A 12,898-nucleotide genomic window follows, 5' to 3' on the forward strand; every position below is an offset into this window, starting at 1 on the left:
GAGGCCGCGGCGCTTGAGCAGGGGCTCGATGCGCGGGTCGCGCCCGCGGAAGTTGCGGAAGGCGGTCAGCGGGTCCATCCCGCCGCCGCGCGACAGCAGTTCCTTGCGGAAGTGGTCGCCGTTCTCGCGCTTGAGCCCGCCGTTCTCCTTGAACCACTCCACGCTCTCGGCGTCGAGCACCTCGCTCCAGATGTAGGAGTAGTAGCCGGCGCTGTAGCCCCCCGAGAAGATGTGGGCGAAGTAGTTGGTCCTGTAGCGCGGCCTGACCAGCGGGAAGGCGATCCGGGCCGCCTCCAGGGCCGCCGCCTCGAAGGCCTCGGCGTCCTCGACCTCCTCGCCCGCGGCCAGCTTGTGCCACGCCCAGTCGAGCAGTGTCGCCGCGAGGTACTCCACCGTCATGAAGCCCTGGTTGAACTTCTCGGCGGCCTTCATCTTCTCCACCAGTTCGGCGGGCATGGGCTCGCCCGTCTCGTGGTGCTTGGCGTAGTTGGACAGGATCTCGGGCCAGGTCGTCCACATCTCGTTGACCTGCGAGGGGTACTCCACGAAGTCGCGCGGCACGTTGGTGCCGGACACCCGCGGGTAGCGGGCCTCGGAGAACAGGCCGTGCAGCGCGTGGCCGAACTCGTGGAAGGCGGTGTTGACCTCGTCGTAGGTGAGCAGCGTCGGGCCGCCGGCCGGCTTGGTGATGTTGAGGTTGTTCATCACCACGGGCTTGTCGCCGAACAGGTAGGACTGGTCGACGAGGTTGTTCATCCACGCGCCGCCGCGCTTGGTCGGCCTGGCGTAGGGGTCCAGCAGGAAGAGCCCGAGCGCCGAGCCGTCCTCGTTGAACACCTCGAAGACCGTCACGTCGGGGTGGTAGCCGTTGAGGTCGGGTCGCTCGGTGAAGGTCACGCCGTACAGCTCGGTCGCGGCGTGGAAGACGCCGTCCCTGAAGACCCTGTTCAGCTCGAAGTAGGGCCGCATCGCGTCGGCGTCGAAGTCGTAGCGGGCAGCGCGCACCTTTTCGGCGTAGAACGACCAGTCCCACGGCTCGATGTCGAAACCGGCCTGCTCGGCGAGCGCCTCCGCCTCCTTCTTGGCGTTGCGTACGGCAGGCCCGACGAGCTGGCCGAGCATCTCCTCGACCGCGTCGACCGTCTTGGCCGTCTGGTCGGCCACGGTGTAGGCGGCGTGGTTGGGGAAGCCGAGCAGCGCGGCGCGCTCGGCCCGCAGCGTCGCCATCCTGACCGCCGGCTCCAGGTTGGGCCGCGCCCGCTCCACGCTCAGCGTGTAGAGCCTCCGCCTGGTCTCCCTGTTGGTGAGCTGGGCCAGGCCGGGCTGGTTGGTGAAGTTGAGCAGCGGCAGGACGTACGTGCCGTCGTCCTTGCGAATCGACTCGATCTTGGCCTCGTCGAAGCCGTCGAGCTCCTTGGCGTCCTTCACGACCAGGGCCTCCTCGGTGGAGGCCTTGAGCAGGTTCTGCGAGAACTCGGTGGAGAGCTTCGACAGCTCCTCGTTGAGCTCCCTCAGTCTGGCCTGCTCCTGCTCGCCGAGGTCGGCGCCGGCGCGGATGAAGTCGTCACGGTACTTCTCCAGCAGCCACGCCTCTTCGGCGTCCTCGGACGTGACCCGTTTGACCCGCTCCCACAGGGCGCGGTTGAGCCTGACCTCGTCGCTGTGCTTGGTCAGCTTGGGGGACACCTCGGTCTCGATCGCCATGATGCCGTCGGTCGAGTCGGACGCCGCGATGCTGAAGAAGACGGTCGCGGTCCTGTTCAGGATCTGTCCCGAGCGCTCGAGCGCCGCGATCGTGTTGTCGAAGGTGGGTTCTTCCGCGCTGTTCGCGATCGCGTCGACCTCGGCCAGGTGCTCGGCCATGCCTCGCTCGAACGCGGGCAGGTAGTGCTCCTCGCGGATCTCCTCGAACGGGGGCAGCTGGTAGGGCAGGCTGCTGGGTGCGAAGAACGGGTTCTCAGCCAACGCTAGGGCTCCTCCACGTGGTGTTTTGTCCCCTTCAGCTTGGCATGAGAGGGGCGAGGGCGCGCTGGTTGAGCAATCGTTTTGGCCTTGTCCCCAAACCTGGGCTATTCTTTCGGAGTCGCCAGCGATCGGAGCCCGCAAGGGAAACGAGAGCGCGGTGGGGTATGGTGTAATTGGCAACACGACTGATTCTGGTTCAGTTATTCTAGGTTCGAGTCCTGGTACCCCAGCTTTTGGAACGGATGTCCGCACACGGGCATCCGTTTTCGCGTTTCTGCGGGCTCGCGGATGGGTAAGCACGTTGGTTTGGTTGTGCTCCGCGAGGTGCGGTAGAGTTACATCCGTTGCCGGGGAGGCCCCCGGCACATCGCTTGTGGACAGGGTCCCGTCGTCTAGTGGCCCAGGACGCCGCCCTCTCAAGGCGGTAGCGCCGGTTCGAATCCGGTCGGGACTACCACTGTCACAAGCTGCTTCGGTCCCGTCGTCTAGTGGCCCAGGACGCCGCCCTCTCAAGGCGGTAGCGCCGGTTCGAATCCGGTCGGGACTACACCGACAGAACCCGGATGCCCACAGGCATCCGGGTTTTCTGCTGTTCGAGGCCGGTCACGGAGCCTGGCTAGACTCCGCATCATGCGACGAGCGGCCACGACGCCCCTGCGGCGGGCGACCGGCCTGCTCGCCGGGATGCTGACCGGGCTGGCCGGGCTCGGATGGGCCTGCGTCGCGTGGGCGGTCGGCGAGGAGCGCGCCCGAAGGGTCACCGCCTCGCTCGTGCGGATCGAGCGGGCGCGCCTGGACGCCTGGTACGACCACCACCCCGGCGGTGGGCGCGGCGGACGCGCCTACCTCGTGCTGCGCGGCCTGGTCGGCCTCACGGGCGGATACCTCGCCGCCACAGGACTGTTCGTCGCCGGCCTCCTCCTGTACGGCGGGGCACAGCAGCTCCTCGCCGGCGACGCCGACCAGGTCCCGCTGGAGTTCCCGGGTGTGCGGCTGACCGGCAGCAGCTGGGCCTACGGCCTCGTCCTCGGGGTGATCGCGCTGGCGCTGTCGGCCGGCTGGTGCGCCGTGCTGGTCGGCATGGAACGCCGCCTCGCCGACCGCTTCCTCGGCCTCGACCCCAGCGAGGCGATGGCGCGCAGGATCGCCGAGCTGACCGCCTCCCGCACCGGCATCGTCCGCGCCGTCGACGACGAGCGCAGGCGGATCGAGCGCGACCTGCACGACGGGGTCCAGCAGCGCGGCGTGGCGCTGGCGATGCTGCTGGGCCGCGCGCGGCACACGGCCGATCCGGTCCTGGTCGACGAGGCCTACGCTGAGTCCAGGCTGCTGCTCGACGAGCTGCGGGGGGTGGCGTGGCAGATCTACCCCACCGCGCTCGACACGCTGGGGCTGCGGGCGGCGCTGGAGGAGGTGGCCGACCGCTCCGCGGTGCCGGTGCGCGTCGAGTACGCGCTCGCCTGGCGGCCGGCGCGGGAGATCGAGACCGCCGTCTACTTCGTCGCCAGGGAGGCCATCACCAATGCGAACAAGCACGCCGCGGCAGGCATGATCGTGGTCGAGGTGCGCGAGAAGGAAGGGGAGGTGGCCGTGACGATCTCCGATGACGGCAGGGGCGGCGCCGTACGGGGGAGCGGCGGGCTGTCGGGTCTGGAGCGGCGAGTGCGGGCGCTCGACGGCAGCCTCACCGTGGAAAGCCCGGAGGGCGGCCCGACCACGGTGACGGCGAGGCTGCCGTGCGGCTGATCCTCGCCGACGACGCCGTGCTGCTGCGCGAAGGGCTGGCCAGGCTGCTCCAGGACGCGGGACACGAGGTGCCGGCCGCGGTGGGCGACGCGGACGCGCTCATGGCCGCCGTGGCCGAGCACCGGCCGGACGTGGCGGTCATCGACGTGCGCATGCCGCCCTCGCACACCGACGAGGGACTGCGGGCGGCGCTGGAGATCCGCGAGCGGTGGCCCGGCGTCGGCGTGCTCGTGCTGTCGCAGTACGTGGAGCAGACCTCGGCCGCCAAGCTGCTGGCCGGACCGTCCGAAGGGCTCGGCTACCTGCTCAAGGACCGGGTGTCGGAGGTGGCCGAGTTCCTCGACGCGCTCGAGCGGATCGGCGCGGGCGGCACGGTGTTCGACCCCGATGTGGTCAGGCGGCTGCTGACCCGCGCCCCGCTGAACACGCTGTCCGAGCGAGAGCGGGCCGTGCTCGGACACCTGGCCGCCGGCATGGTCAACACCGCGATCGCCGAACGGCTGCACATCTCGCAGAGCACGGTGGAGAAGCACGTCAACGCCATCTTCGACAAGCTCGGCCTCGCCCACACGCCCGGCTACAGCCGTAGGGTGCTGGCGATCCTCCGCTACCTCAACGGATGAGCCGCACGACCGTCACGACCACGCCCGCGGCGGCGGCCGTCACGAGCCAGAGCATGAAGGCCGGGTAGAGGTAGCCGACCTGGATCCACATGATGTCGCTTCCGCGGGCCAGCACCCTGAAGATCGGCGTGACCGCCGCGCACAGCGCCAGTGGCGCGAGGCAGGGCAGCACCCACAACCGCCCCCATCCCCTACGGCGGGCCGCCCACCGCCGCGACCTGGCCACTCCCCGCGCCGCCAGCCCGAACGTCGCCAGCGTCATCAGCGCGAACACCACGTCGGTCACGAGGTAGGGGGAGGAGGGCGGCTTCGGCTTTCCGCCCTCGATGATGGCGACGAGCCCGTCCAGCAGGGCGGAGCTGTCGGCGAAGGCCATGCCGGTGTTGGCCATCACGGCGACGCCGTACCCGGACCTCGGTAGCAGGAGCTGCTCGGCGGTCGAGGTGAACAGGTCGCCGCCGTGGCCGATCACCGGTGTCCCGCGCTCGGTCGCGCCGATCTCCCAGCCGAGGGCGTAGGAGTCGTTCTGTTGGGACGGCGTGCGGAGCTCCTTGAGGCTCTCGACGGGCACGAACCCGTCGTCCTGCGCGATCAGCCACCTGGCCATGTCGCCTGCGCTGCTGAGCACGCCGCCCGACCCGTTGCCGAAGCCGGACGGCTCAGGCATGGCGAACGCCTGTCCGAGGACGGTCAGGTGGCCGCGCGCGCTGTCCGGCAGGTCGCGCTCGGTGTCGACCGTGCTGCTGTGACGCATGCCGAGAGGGTCGAACACGTGCCTCTTGAGGTAGGCGGCGAACGGCTCGCCGCTCACCACCTCCACCAGCCGGGCGGCGACCTGGTAGTTCGTGTTGTGGTAACTGAAGGTGGCGCCGGGGGCGGCGGCGAGCCGAGCGTGTTCGAGCCGCGCCACCGCGCCCTTGAGGGAGTCGGGCTGGGGGAGGCTCTTCTCGTGGAAGGCGGAGTCGGCCATGCCCGAGGTCTGATGGAGCAGTTGGCGGACGGTGATCACGGCGGCTCTCGGATCGGCCATCTCGAACTCGGGCAGGTAGCCGCGCACCGGACGGTCGAGTTCGACCGCGCCCTTCTCCACCAGCTGCATCACGGCGAGCGAGGTGAAGGACTTGCTGACCGAGGCGACCGCCATCGGCGTGTCCACGGTCACGGGCGCGCCCGAGGCGGTCTTCCCGTATCCCGCGGCGTGGACCACCTTCGTTCCCTTGATGATCGCGACCGCCACTCCGGGCAGGCCGGTCTTCTCGCGGTAGTCCTCGACGTAGGCGTCGACGGCCGCGGGGCTGATGTCCGCCGCTGCCGGCGGGACGGCTGCGGCCGGTAGGACGGCCGCGGGTGGCAGGACGGCAAGGAAGAGCGCGGCAAGGGTCGTGGTGAGCATGCGCCGACGCTAGTGACGCGGGCGTCTCCCGGACCATGGCGAGATTCCTCCCCGTTTCCTACGGAAAACCGCCACTCCCGGCCTGCGGGCGTCGCGCGGGACTTGTGCCGCATGCCCCGCGCTCCTCGTAGCGGAGGGCCATGCCGTTGACGTGCGCGATGCCTCTCTCGATGCGCCCGTGCACCGAACGGGAATGCCTGACCTCGTCGCGCGGTTGACTGGATAGCAGAGCTATCCAATACTGGAGTGCGTCGCTATCCAATGAGAACGAGGTGCGAAATGGCGATCACCACCCCCTGGGTCCCCGGTCCCGACGCGAACCACAAGCGGCCCGTGAAGGTCATGGCCTCCCGCTTCGAACTGCGCAGCATCCTTCACGTCCCGGGCTTCCTCGTCCAGGCGATGCGCATCCTGCTCCAGGCCAGGCGCAGCCCCGGCGCGGTCGGTGCCACCCTGAAGGCCGCGCCCCTGCGCCGCACGTTCTGGACCCTGTCGGCCTGGACGTCGGACGAGGCGCTGTCCACCTTCGCCCGCAGCCAGCCGCACCGCGGGATCATCGGGGCGTACCGCACGCGGATGGCGGGCTCCACCTTCGAATTCTGGACCGCAGACGGCCCCGCGGGATGGGACGAGGCCCACACCCGCCTGAAGGACGTGTGATTCCCCGGGGTTCTCATTTATCGAAGTACGTACTAAAGTCGTGCTTCATTATGAATGACGTACATAACTTCACATCCGACCACGAAGGCAGGCTCTTCGATCCGGCGGCCAGGGCCGCCATGACCCGGTTCGCCGGGAGTGACGACACCCTCGCCCTGGAGGCCGCCGCCGCCGTCCGCATCGCCTTCAACGCGATCGAGCGCATGCGCGCCCACGGCGCCGAGGGCCGGGGGCTGAGCTCGGGAGCCATGGACATCCTGCTGCGCCTCGGCGCCGAGACCGACGGGATCAGCATCGGCGACCTCGCCCTCGCGGCGGGGGTGAGCTCCCGCAACGTCACAGGACTGATCGACACCCTTGAACGCGACGGGCTCGCCCGGCGCGCCCCCGCCCCTCATGACCGCCGCTCCGTGCTGGTCGGCATCACGCCCGCCGGACAGGAGTGGATCGAGAACTTCCGGCGCCCGACCCAGGCCGCCATGGCCGCGATCTTCAGGGGCTTCACCGACGACGACCTGGCCCGGTTGCGCCACCTGTGCCTGCGTCTCGCCGACAACCAGACCGCACTCGCCCAGCACCTGGAGGGAGCCCGATGAGCGCCGCGCAGACGGTTCGCGCCTACCACGAGGCCAGGTTCAGGGGCGACGTCGCCGCGGCCGCCGTCCACCTGGCTGAGCCGTTCAGCTTCCGCAGCCCGTTCATCAGCTCCACCGACCGGACCGGGCACCTGTCGGGCCTGCCGGAGTTCGTCCGGATCGTGACAGGCGTCGACCTGATCAGCGAGCTGTACGGCGAGTCGGAGGCCACGCTCGTCTACGACGTCCACACGGCGACCCCCGCCGGCACCCAGCACACGGCCGAGCACTTCCGCCTCGACGAGGACGGCAGGATCACCTCGATCACGCTGATCTTCGACGCGTCCCCGTGGCAGTCCATGGCGGCTTTGATGACCTGACGCCGCAGGGGCCGCCTTCACCCCGCGCGCGGTGTGGAGGCAGCCCCCGCGGTGCCCGTGTCAGGCGTTCTCACCCGCGGATCGTGAAGTCGCCGCGCGCGGGCTTGAAGGCGGGAGCCGTGCCCTGGCAGTCGTTGACCGGGGCGCCCATGAACTCCCAGATCCAGAAGATGCGGTCGTCGCGCCCGTTGTCATGCACGGTGAACGACACCTTCTTACCTGTCACGTCCTCGGTCGGCTTGTCGAGGATGTTGACGTACCCCTTGGTGATGACGCCGGTGGCCACCGCCACCTCACCGGCGACCGCCAGGCAGGTGATCTTCCCTTCGAAGTCCCCGACCGGCTTGCTCCCGTCGATCCGGTCGTGGAAGACCTTGAACGTGCCCTTCACGCCGGCCGGCCGGCCGTGGGCGTTGATCGTGAACTTCACCGGCTCGCCTGCCCACGGTCCGAACTCCTTGGGGAGCGTGCCGCTCATGCTCCCGGACACCCGGGGTTCCGGCTTGTCCGCGCTCGCCACGGCCGGGGGAGCGAGCATCAGGAGAGCGGTGGCGAATCCGGCGAAGGCCAGATGTTTGCGCATGGTCAGAACCTCTCTGTGTCGGAACTGACTCCATGCTGCTGAGCACCCCTGGCCCGACGGCTCCCCTCGTCGAGGGATTCACCTCCCCCTCCCGGGGGAGCCACTGGCCTGGCCAGGGGCCTCCGCCGCGCCTACGAGGGGGCGGAGGCCCGTGCGGGTCAGGACGCCGAGCGTGCCTTGAAGAGCGCTCTCTTCGCCGCCTTGGCCACATGCTTGTCCGGGTGGACCTGCGAGATCAGGTCCAGCAGCTCCTCGACGTGCGCGTGAGGGATCTTCCAGATCACCTCGAGCAGGTTGTTGAGCAGGTCGGGCCCGATGTCGCGCAGGCTGCTCACGAACTCGGCCCGTCCGAGACCCGCGGAGATCGTCCACATGTCGAGGATGAGCCAGTGGGTGTCGTCCTGGGTGGGCTCGGGAGCGCCCTCCACCTCCAGCTGCGTCAGGTGCGTCGCCGCGTAGGGACGCAGCGAAGGCTCCTTCAGCGCCGCCTGCCACGCGGGGATGGCGTCCTCGCCCAGCGTGCCGACCACGCTGGCCGCCTGGACCCTGATCAGCGCGTCGGTGTCGTCCTCGGCGGCCGCCTCCAGCAGCTCGCGGGCGGCCTCGCCCGGCTCGCGCAGCTCCATCCAGGCGGCGAACTCCGCGTCGGCCTCGTCCTCGGGCAGTTCGGCGCTGAAGGCCAGCAGCTCGAGGGCGGTCATCGCGTCGATCGCGGGGCGGGCGTCGAGCTCGATGTCGGAGTCGTCGACCAGGTGGACGACGCCTTCGGTGCCGAGCGGGGTGAGCGCGACCTCGTCGCCGGTGACGGTGAGCATGCCGTAGCCGACGAGCCAGTCGAGCACCGGCGCCAGCGGGTCTCCGTAGTGGTCGCGGGCGGCGGCCCACGCGTCGGCGCCGAGCTCGTCGATGTCGGCGGCCGACTCGGCGAGTTCGTCGCGCAGCTCGGCCAGCCCGCGGGAGCCGCCGCCCAGCAGCAGGCGGACCAGCAGCCCGCGGCTGAGGCCGCCGAGCGCCATGGTGAGGTCCTCGTCCTCAAGCTCGGGGTCGCCGTAGTCGACCGAGTGGAGGCCGAGCATCCAGGCGTCGAGCACGTCCTCGTCGTCGTCGAAGGGCCATTCGGAGGTGTCGCCGTCGACACTGACGGTGTAGTCGCCGTCGGGCTCGAGGAACTCCAGGTCGACCGCGAGGTTCCAGATGTTCCACAGCTGCGGGACGGCGCCGGCGAGCGATCCCTCGGTCTGCGGCCGCGGCAGGCCGACGATGGCCAGCGCCTCCTCCACCTCGGAGTCGGACAGCAGGTTCTCCTCGCCCACCTCGCGCGCCACGCCGACCCAGACCGCCAGGTCACGAGCCTTGGCGATCAGCGGTACCGCACGCGCCGCCGCGGCCAGCTCCCCGTCGGGGCGCAGCCGGATCGTCGGCAGGTCGGCCAGCTCGTCGGCGAAGGGTTCGAAGTCGCCGAGGTCGCCGGTCTCCTCGTGCACGTCCTCGTCGGTGTCGTCGATGAGCTCCTCCATGGCCTCGACGAAGTCGTCCTCCAGGTCGTCGAGCTCGTCGAGCAGATCGTCGAGGGAGTCGGAGCGCTTGGCCAGCTTGTCGGTGTCCGACAGGAAGGTCAGGTAGGCGCGCACCGCGCCGATCATCCCGTCGGCCGCGTCGTCGGGGTCCTCGACGACCTTCGGCATGCGGTCGAGCAGCACGGTCCTGAGGTCGGCGCGGCGCCACCGGCCGACGTCGTCGGAGGCGGAGAGCCGGTGCCACAGCGCGGCAGGGCCGACCAGGTCGGGGTCGCTGCCAGGGGCGTGTTCCCGGGCCCACACGATGAACTCTTCGAGCAGGGGACGCAGCTCATCGGCGGCTACCTCGATGCGATCTGTCACCCACTCAGGCTAGTGCGCCCTGGCCGCGGTCGGCCCATGAAATCCACGTAGCGCCGATCACGAAAAGTCATGAAATGCGAGACAGCGCTCGTGGGAGCGCGTCCAGCCGCTCCCACCGCGCTCCCGCTCTGCTCACGCAGGTGCGTTCCGAGGTCGGGCCCCGTGGCGCGATCCGGCACGGGGATCGGAGATCAGTTGGCCCGGCGCATGGCTTCGGTGATGCGTTCGGCCGCGGCCATCACCGGCACCGCGTGCAGCCTGCCCGGCGTGCGGGTCAGGCGCTCGATCGGTCCGGATACCGAGACGGCCGCGACCACCTTGCCGCCGTTCCCCCTGATGGCCGCCGAGACGCTGGCCACGCCCTGCTCGCGCTCGCCCACGCTGTGGGCCCAACCGCGCCGCCGTACGGAGGCCAGGGTCGCGGCCGTGAACTTGGCCCCGCGCAGGCCCCTGTGCAGCCGGTCGGGCTCCTCCCACGCGAGCAGTATCTGCGCGGCGGAACCCGCGGACATCGGCAGCGCCGAGCCCACGGGAACGGTGTCGCGCAGGCCGCTGGCGCGCTCGGCCGCCGCGACGCAGACCCGCTCGTCGCCCTGGCGCCGGTACAGTTGCGCGCTCTCCCCGGTCAGATCCCTGAGCTGGGTCAACACCGGCGCGGCGACCGCGAGGAGCCGGTCCTCGCCCGCCGCGGTGGACAACTCCGACAACCGGGGGCCGAGGACGAAACGGCCCTGCGTGTCGCGCGTGACGATCCTGTGGTGTTCCAGCGCGACGGCGAGCCGGTGGGCCGTCGGGCGGGCCAGTCCGGTCGCCTGAACCAACTGGGCGAGCGATGCCGGACCCGCTTCGAGGGCATTGAGCACGAGAACGGCCTTGTCCAGTACGCCGACTCCGCTAGAGTTGTCCATACACCGATACTGCCGTCTCGACATATGAGAAGGCAAGTCGGGGCAAAGTCTCAAGGAGGAGATCAATGGGCCGCACACTCGCGGAGAAGGTCTGGGAGCAGCACGTCGTGCGCCGCGCCGAGGGCGAACCCGACCTGCTCTTCATCGACCTGCACCTCATTCACGAGGTCACCAGTCCGCAGGCCTTCGACGGCCTGCGGATGGCAGGGCGCAAGGTGCGCAGGCCCGATCTCACCATCGCCACCGAGGATCACAACGTCCCGACCGTGCTGGGCCCGATCTCCGACCCCGTCTCGAAGACGCAGGTCGAGACCCTGCGCAAGAACGCCGCAGAGTTCGGCGTCAGGCTGCATCCCATGGGCGACGCGGGCCAGGGCGTCGTGCACATCATCGGCCCCCAGTTCGGGCTGACGCAGCCGGGCATGACGATCGTGTGTGGCGATTCTCACACCTCCACGCACGGGGCGTTCGGCGGCATCGCCTTCGGCATCGGCACCTCCGAGGTCGAGCACGTGCTGGCCACCCAGACGCTGCCCGCCTACCGCCCGAAGACGATGGCCATCGAGGTCTCCGGCGAACTGCCGGTGGGCGTCACGGCCAAGGACCTGATCCTGGCGATCATCGCGAAGATCGGCACCGGCGGCGGCCAGGGCTACATCGTCGAGTACCGCGGCGAGGCCATCCGCAAGCTCTCCATGGAGGGCAGGATGACGATCTGCAACATGTCCATCGAGGCGGGCGCCCGCGCCGGCATGATCGCGCCCGACGAGACGACCTTCGCCTACCTGGAGGGCCGCGAGCACGCCCCGAAGGGTGAGGCGTGGGACCAGGCCGTCGAGTGCTGGAAGTCGCTCAGGACCGACGACGACGCCGCCTTCGACAAGGTCGTCGAGATCGACGCCACGACGCTGACGCCCTTCGTCACCTGGGGGACCAACCCTGGGCAGGGGCTGCCGCTGGGCGCCGCCGTACCGTCGCCCGAGTCCTTCACCGACCCGGTGGAGCGGGCCGCGGCCGAGCGGGCGCTGGAGTACATGGGTCTGATGGCCGGCACCCCGCTGCGCGAGATCGAGGTCGACACCGTCTTCGTCGGCTCGTGCACCAACGGGCGCATCGAGGACCTGCGGGCGGCGGCCGACATCCTGCGTGGACGTCAGGTCACCACCCGCACGCTGATCGTGCCGGGGTCGATGCTGGTGAAGCTGCAGGCCGAGAAGGAGGGCCTGGACGAGGTGTTCAAGGCCGCGGGCGCGGAGTGGAGGCAGGCGGGGTGCTCGATGTGCCTGGGCATGAACCCCGACACCCTCGCTCCCGGTGAGCGCAGCGCCTCGACCTCCAACCGCAACTTCGAGGGGCGGCAGGGCAAGGGCGGCCGGACCCACCTGGTCTCGCCGGCCGTCGCGGCCGCCACCGCGGTGACGGGCAGGCTGACGGCCCCCGCGGACCTGTAACCCCTGCGACCAGGCCGTTCGGCCGGGAGAGGACGCCAGGACCGCGAGCCTCCGCGAGCCGGCCGCTCCGGGGCCTGGGCGAGCTTCACCACACGACTCAAAGGACATCCACGATGGACGCATTCACCACCCACACCGGTACGGCGGTGCCGCTGCGCCGCAGCAACGTCGACACCGACCAGATCATCCCCGCCGTCTGGCTCAAGCAGGTCAGCCGCACGGGATTCGAGCAGGGCCTGTTCTCCGCCTGGCGCGAGGACCCCGCCTTCGTGCTGAACGACCCGGCCTACGAGGGCGCCAGCGTCCTGGTGTCCGGCCCCGACTTCGGCACCGGCTCCTCGCGCGAGCACGCCGTCTGGGCACTGCAGCAGTACGGCTTCCGCGCCGTGATCGCCGCCAGGTTCGGAGACATCTTCCGCAACAACTCCACCAAGATGGGCCTGCTCCCCGTCGTCCTGCCGGGCGAGAAGGTGGAGGCGCTGCAGGCGGCCGTCGAGGCCGACCCCCGGCTGGCGGTCACCGTCGACCTGGCCGAGCGCCAGGTCCGCTGGGCCGACGAGGTCGTCTCCTTCGAGATCGACGACTACACCCGCTGGCGTCTGATGGAGGGCCTCGACGACATCGGCCTGACCCTGCGTCACGCCGACGACATCACCTCGTACGAGAATGGTCGGCAGCCATGGCTGCCGACGACCGTCTAGAAGACGACGAACTGGCGCGGGGGGTTTTTGGAG

Annotated in this window: 12 protein-coding genes and 3 tRNA genes; 10 read left to right on the forward strand and 5 right to left on the reverse strand. The window is 70.0% G+C overall.

The features are described 5' to 3' along the window. Positions 1–1,965: M3 family metallopeptidase (locus tag AC3EO4_RS54560; protein WP_431904575.1), on the reverse strand; the 1,965-nt coding region annotated here is incomplete at its 3' end. Between the two features lie 158 nt (positions 1,966–2,123). On the opposite strand from AC3EO4_RS54560, the gene AC3EO4_RS54565 reads away from it, so the two are divergent. The 5 genes from AC3EO4_RS54565 (at position 2,124) to AC3EO4_RS54585 (ending at position 4,334) form a co-directional block, all read left to right on the forward strand. Next, positions 2,124–2,195, forward strand: a tRNA-Gln gene (locus AC3EO4_RS54565). Between the two features lie 151 nt (positions 2,196–2,346). Continuing rightward, positions 2,347–2,422: transfer RNA gene (locus AC3EO4_RS54570), tRNA-Glu, on the forward strand. 17 nt (positions 2,423–2,439) lie between these two features. Further along, positions 2,440–2,512: transfer RNA gene (locus AC3EO4_RS54575), tRNA-Glu, on the forward strand. Positions 2,513–2,595: 83 nt separating this feature from the next. Further along, a complete protein-coding gene (locus AC3EO4_RS54580) occupies positions 2,596–3,711 on the forward strand; it encodes a sensor histidine kinase (RefSeq protein ID WP_431904578.1) in 1,116 nt (371 codons plus the stop codon). Next, on the forward strand, positions 3,702–4,334 hold the full coding sequence (locus AC3EO4_RS54585) for a response regulator transcription factor (protein ID WP_431904581.1): 633 nt from the start codon (positions 3,702–3,704) through the stop codon (positions 4,332–4,334). The genes AC3EO4_RS54580 and AC3EO4_RS54585 overlap by 10 nt, the downstream gene beginning before the upstream one ends. Here the strand turns inward: AC3EO4_RS54585 and AC3EO4_RS54590 are convergent. Beyond that, the gene (locus tag AC3EO4_RS54590) at positions 4,324–5,727 is read right to left on the reverse strand and encodes a serine hydrolase domain-containing protein (RefSeq protein WP_431904584.1); all 1,404 of its coding nucleotides are present in this window, start codon (positions 5,725–5,727) and stop codon (positions 4,324–4,326) included. The two genes, AC3EO4_RS54585 and AC3EO4_RS54590, sit on opposite strands and share 11 nt — an antisense overlap. Before the next feature lie 279 nt (positions 5,728–6,006). On the opposite strand from AC3EO4_RS54590, the gene AC3EO4_RS54595 reads away from it, so the two are divergent. The 3 genes from AC3EO4_RS54595 to AC3EO4_RS54605 are packed head-to-tail and all read left to right on the forward strand — an operon-like array spanning position 6,007 to position 7,342. Then, on the forward strand, positions 6,007–6,387 hold the full coding sequence (locus tag AC3EO4_RS54595; protein WP_431904587.1) for a hypothetical protein: 381 nt from the start codon (positions 6,007–6,009) through the stop codon (positions 6,385–6,387). Positions 6,388–6,437: 50 nt separating this feature from the next. Then, positions 6,438–6,983, forward strand: a complete 546-nt coding sequence (locus AC3EO4_RS54600; RefSeq protein ID WP_431904590.1) for a MarR family winged helix-turn-helix transcriptional regulator — start codon at positions 6,438–6,440, stop codon at positions 6,981–6,983. Further along, positions 6,980–7,342: a nuclear transport factor 2-like protein gene (locus tag AC3EO4_RS54605; RefSeq protein WP_431904593.1), complete on the forward strand. Its 363-nt coding sequence runs from the start codon at positions 6,980–6,982 to the stop codon at positions 7,340–7,342. The genes AC3EO4_RS54600 and AC3EO4_RS54605 overlap by 4 nt, the downstream gene beginning before the upstream one ends. Before the next feature lie 70 nt (positions 7,343–7,412). Here the strand turns inward: AC3EO4_RS54605 and AC3EO4_RS54610 are convergent, their stop codons facing one another. The 3 genes from AC3EO4_RS54610 to AC3EO4_RS54620 form a co-directional block, all read right to left on the reverse strand. Beyond that, positions 7,413–7,925 carry a hypothetical protein gene (locus AC3EO4_RS54610; protein ID WP_431904596.1) on the reverse strand — a complete coding sequence of 171 codons (513 nt, stop codon included), beginning with the start codon at positions 7,923–7,925 and terminating at the stop codon, positions 7,413–7,415. A 158-nt stretch (positions 7,926–8,083) separates the two neighbouring features. Next, entirely contained in the window at positions 8,084–9,805 is a 1,722-nt protein-coding gene (locus tag AC3EO4_RS54615) for a hypothetical protein (RefSeq protein ID WP_431904599.1), read from the reverse strand. 191 nt (positions 9,806–9,996) lie between these two features. Then, entirely contained in the window at positions 9,997–10,713 is a 717-nt protein-coding gene (locus tag AC3EO4_RS54620; protein WP_379576069.1) for an IclR family transcriptional regulator, read from the reverse strand. Between the two features lie 65 nt (positions 10,714–10,778). Here AC3EO4_RS54620 and leuC point away from each other — a divergent pair, with 65 nt between their 5' ends. Both leuC and leuD read left to right on the forward strand, forming a co-directional pair. Next, positions 10,779–12,164, forward strand: coding sequence for a 3-isopropylmalate dehydratase large subunit (gene leuC / locus AC3EO4_RS54625; protein ID WP_431904602.1), 1,386 nt, complete (start codon positions 10,779–10,781; stop codon positions 12,162–12,164). Positions 12,165–12,277: 113 nt separating this feature from the next. After that, a complete protein-coding gene (gene leuD / locus AC3EO4_RS54630) occupies positions 12,278–12,865 on the forward strand; it encodes a 3-isopropylmalate dehydratase small subunit (RefSeq protein WP_379576067.1) in 588 nt (195 codons plus the stop codon). Positions 12,866–12,898 lie beyond the last annotated feature (33 nt).

This window comes from Nonomuraea sp. bgisy101, from assembly GCF_057708945.1.

Bases quoted from the DNA above. Each gene is read 5' to 3' on its own strand.
- AC3EO4_RS54590 (WP_431904584.1), bottom strand. From the start codon at position 5,727: ATGCTCACCACGACCCTTGCCGCGCTCTTCCTTGCCGTCCTGCCACCC.
- AC3EO4_RS54595 (WP_431904587.1), top strand. From the start codon at position 6,007: ATGGCGATCACCACCCCCTGGGTCCCCGGTCCCGACGCGAACCACAAG.
- AC3EO4_RS54600 (WP_431904590.1), top strand. From the start codon at position 6,438: ATGAATGACGTACATAACTTCACATCCGACCACGAAGGCAGGCTCTTC.
- leuD (WP_379576067.1), top strand. From the start codon at position 12,278: ATGGACGCATTCACCACCCACACCGGTACGGCGGTGCCGCTGCGCCGC.
- AC3EO4_RS54620 (WP_379576069.1), bottom strand. From the start codon at position 10,713: ATGGACAACTCTAGCGGAGTCGGCGTACTGGACAAGGCCGTTCTCGTG.
- leuC (WP_431904602.1), top strand. From the start codon at position 10,779: ATGGGCCGCACACTCGCGGAGAAGGTCTGGGAGCAGCACGTCGTGCGC.
- AC3EO4_RS54605 (WP_431904593.1), top strand. From the start codon at position 6,980: ATGAGCGCCGCGCAGACGGTTCGCGCCTACCACGAGGCCAGGTTCAGG.
- AC3EO4_RS54610 (WP_431904596.1), bottom strand. From the start codon at position 7,925: ATGCGCAAACATCTGGCCTTCGCCGGATTCGCCACCGCTCTCCTGATG.
- AC3EO4_RS54580 (WP_431904578.1), top strand. From the start codon at position 2,596: ATGCGACGAGCGGCCACGACGCCCCTGCGGCGGGCGACCGGCCTGCTC.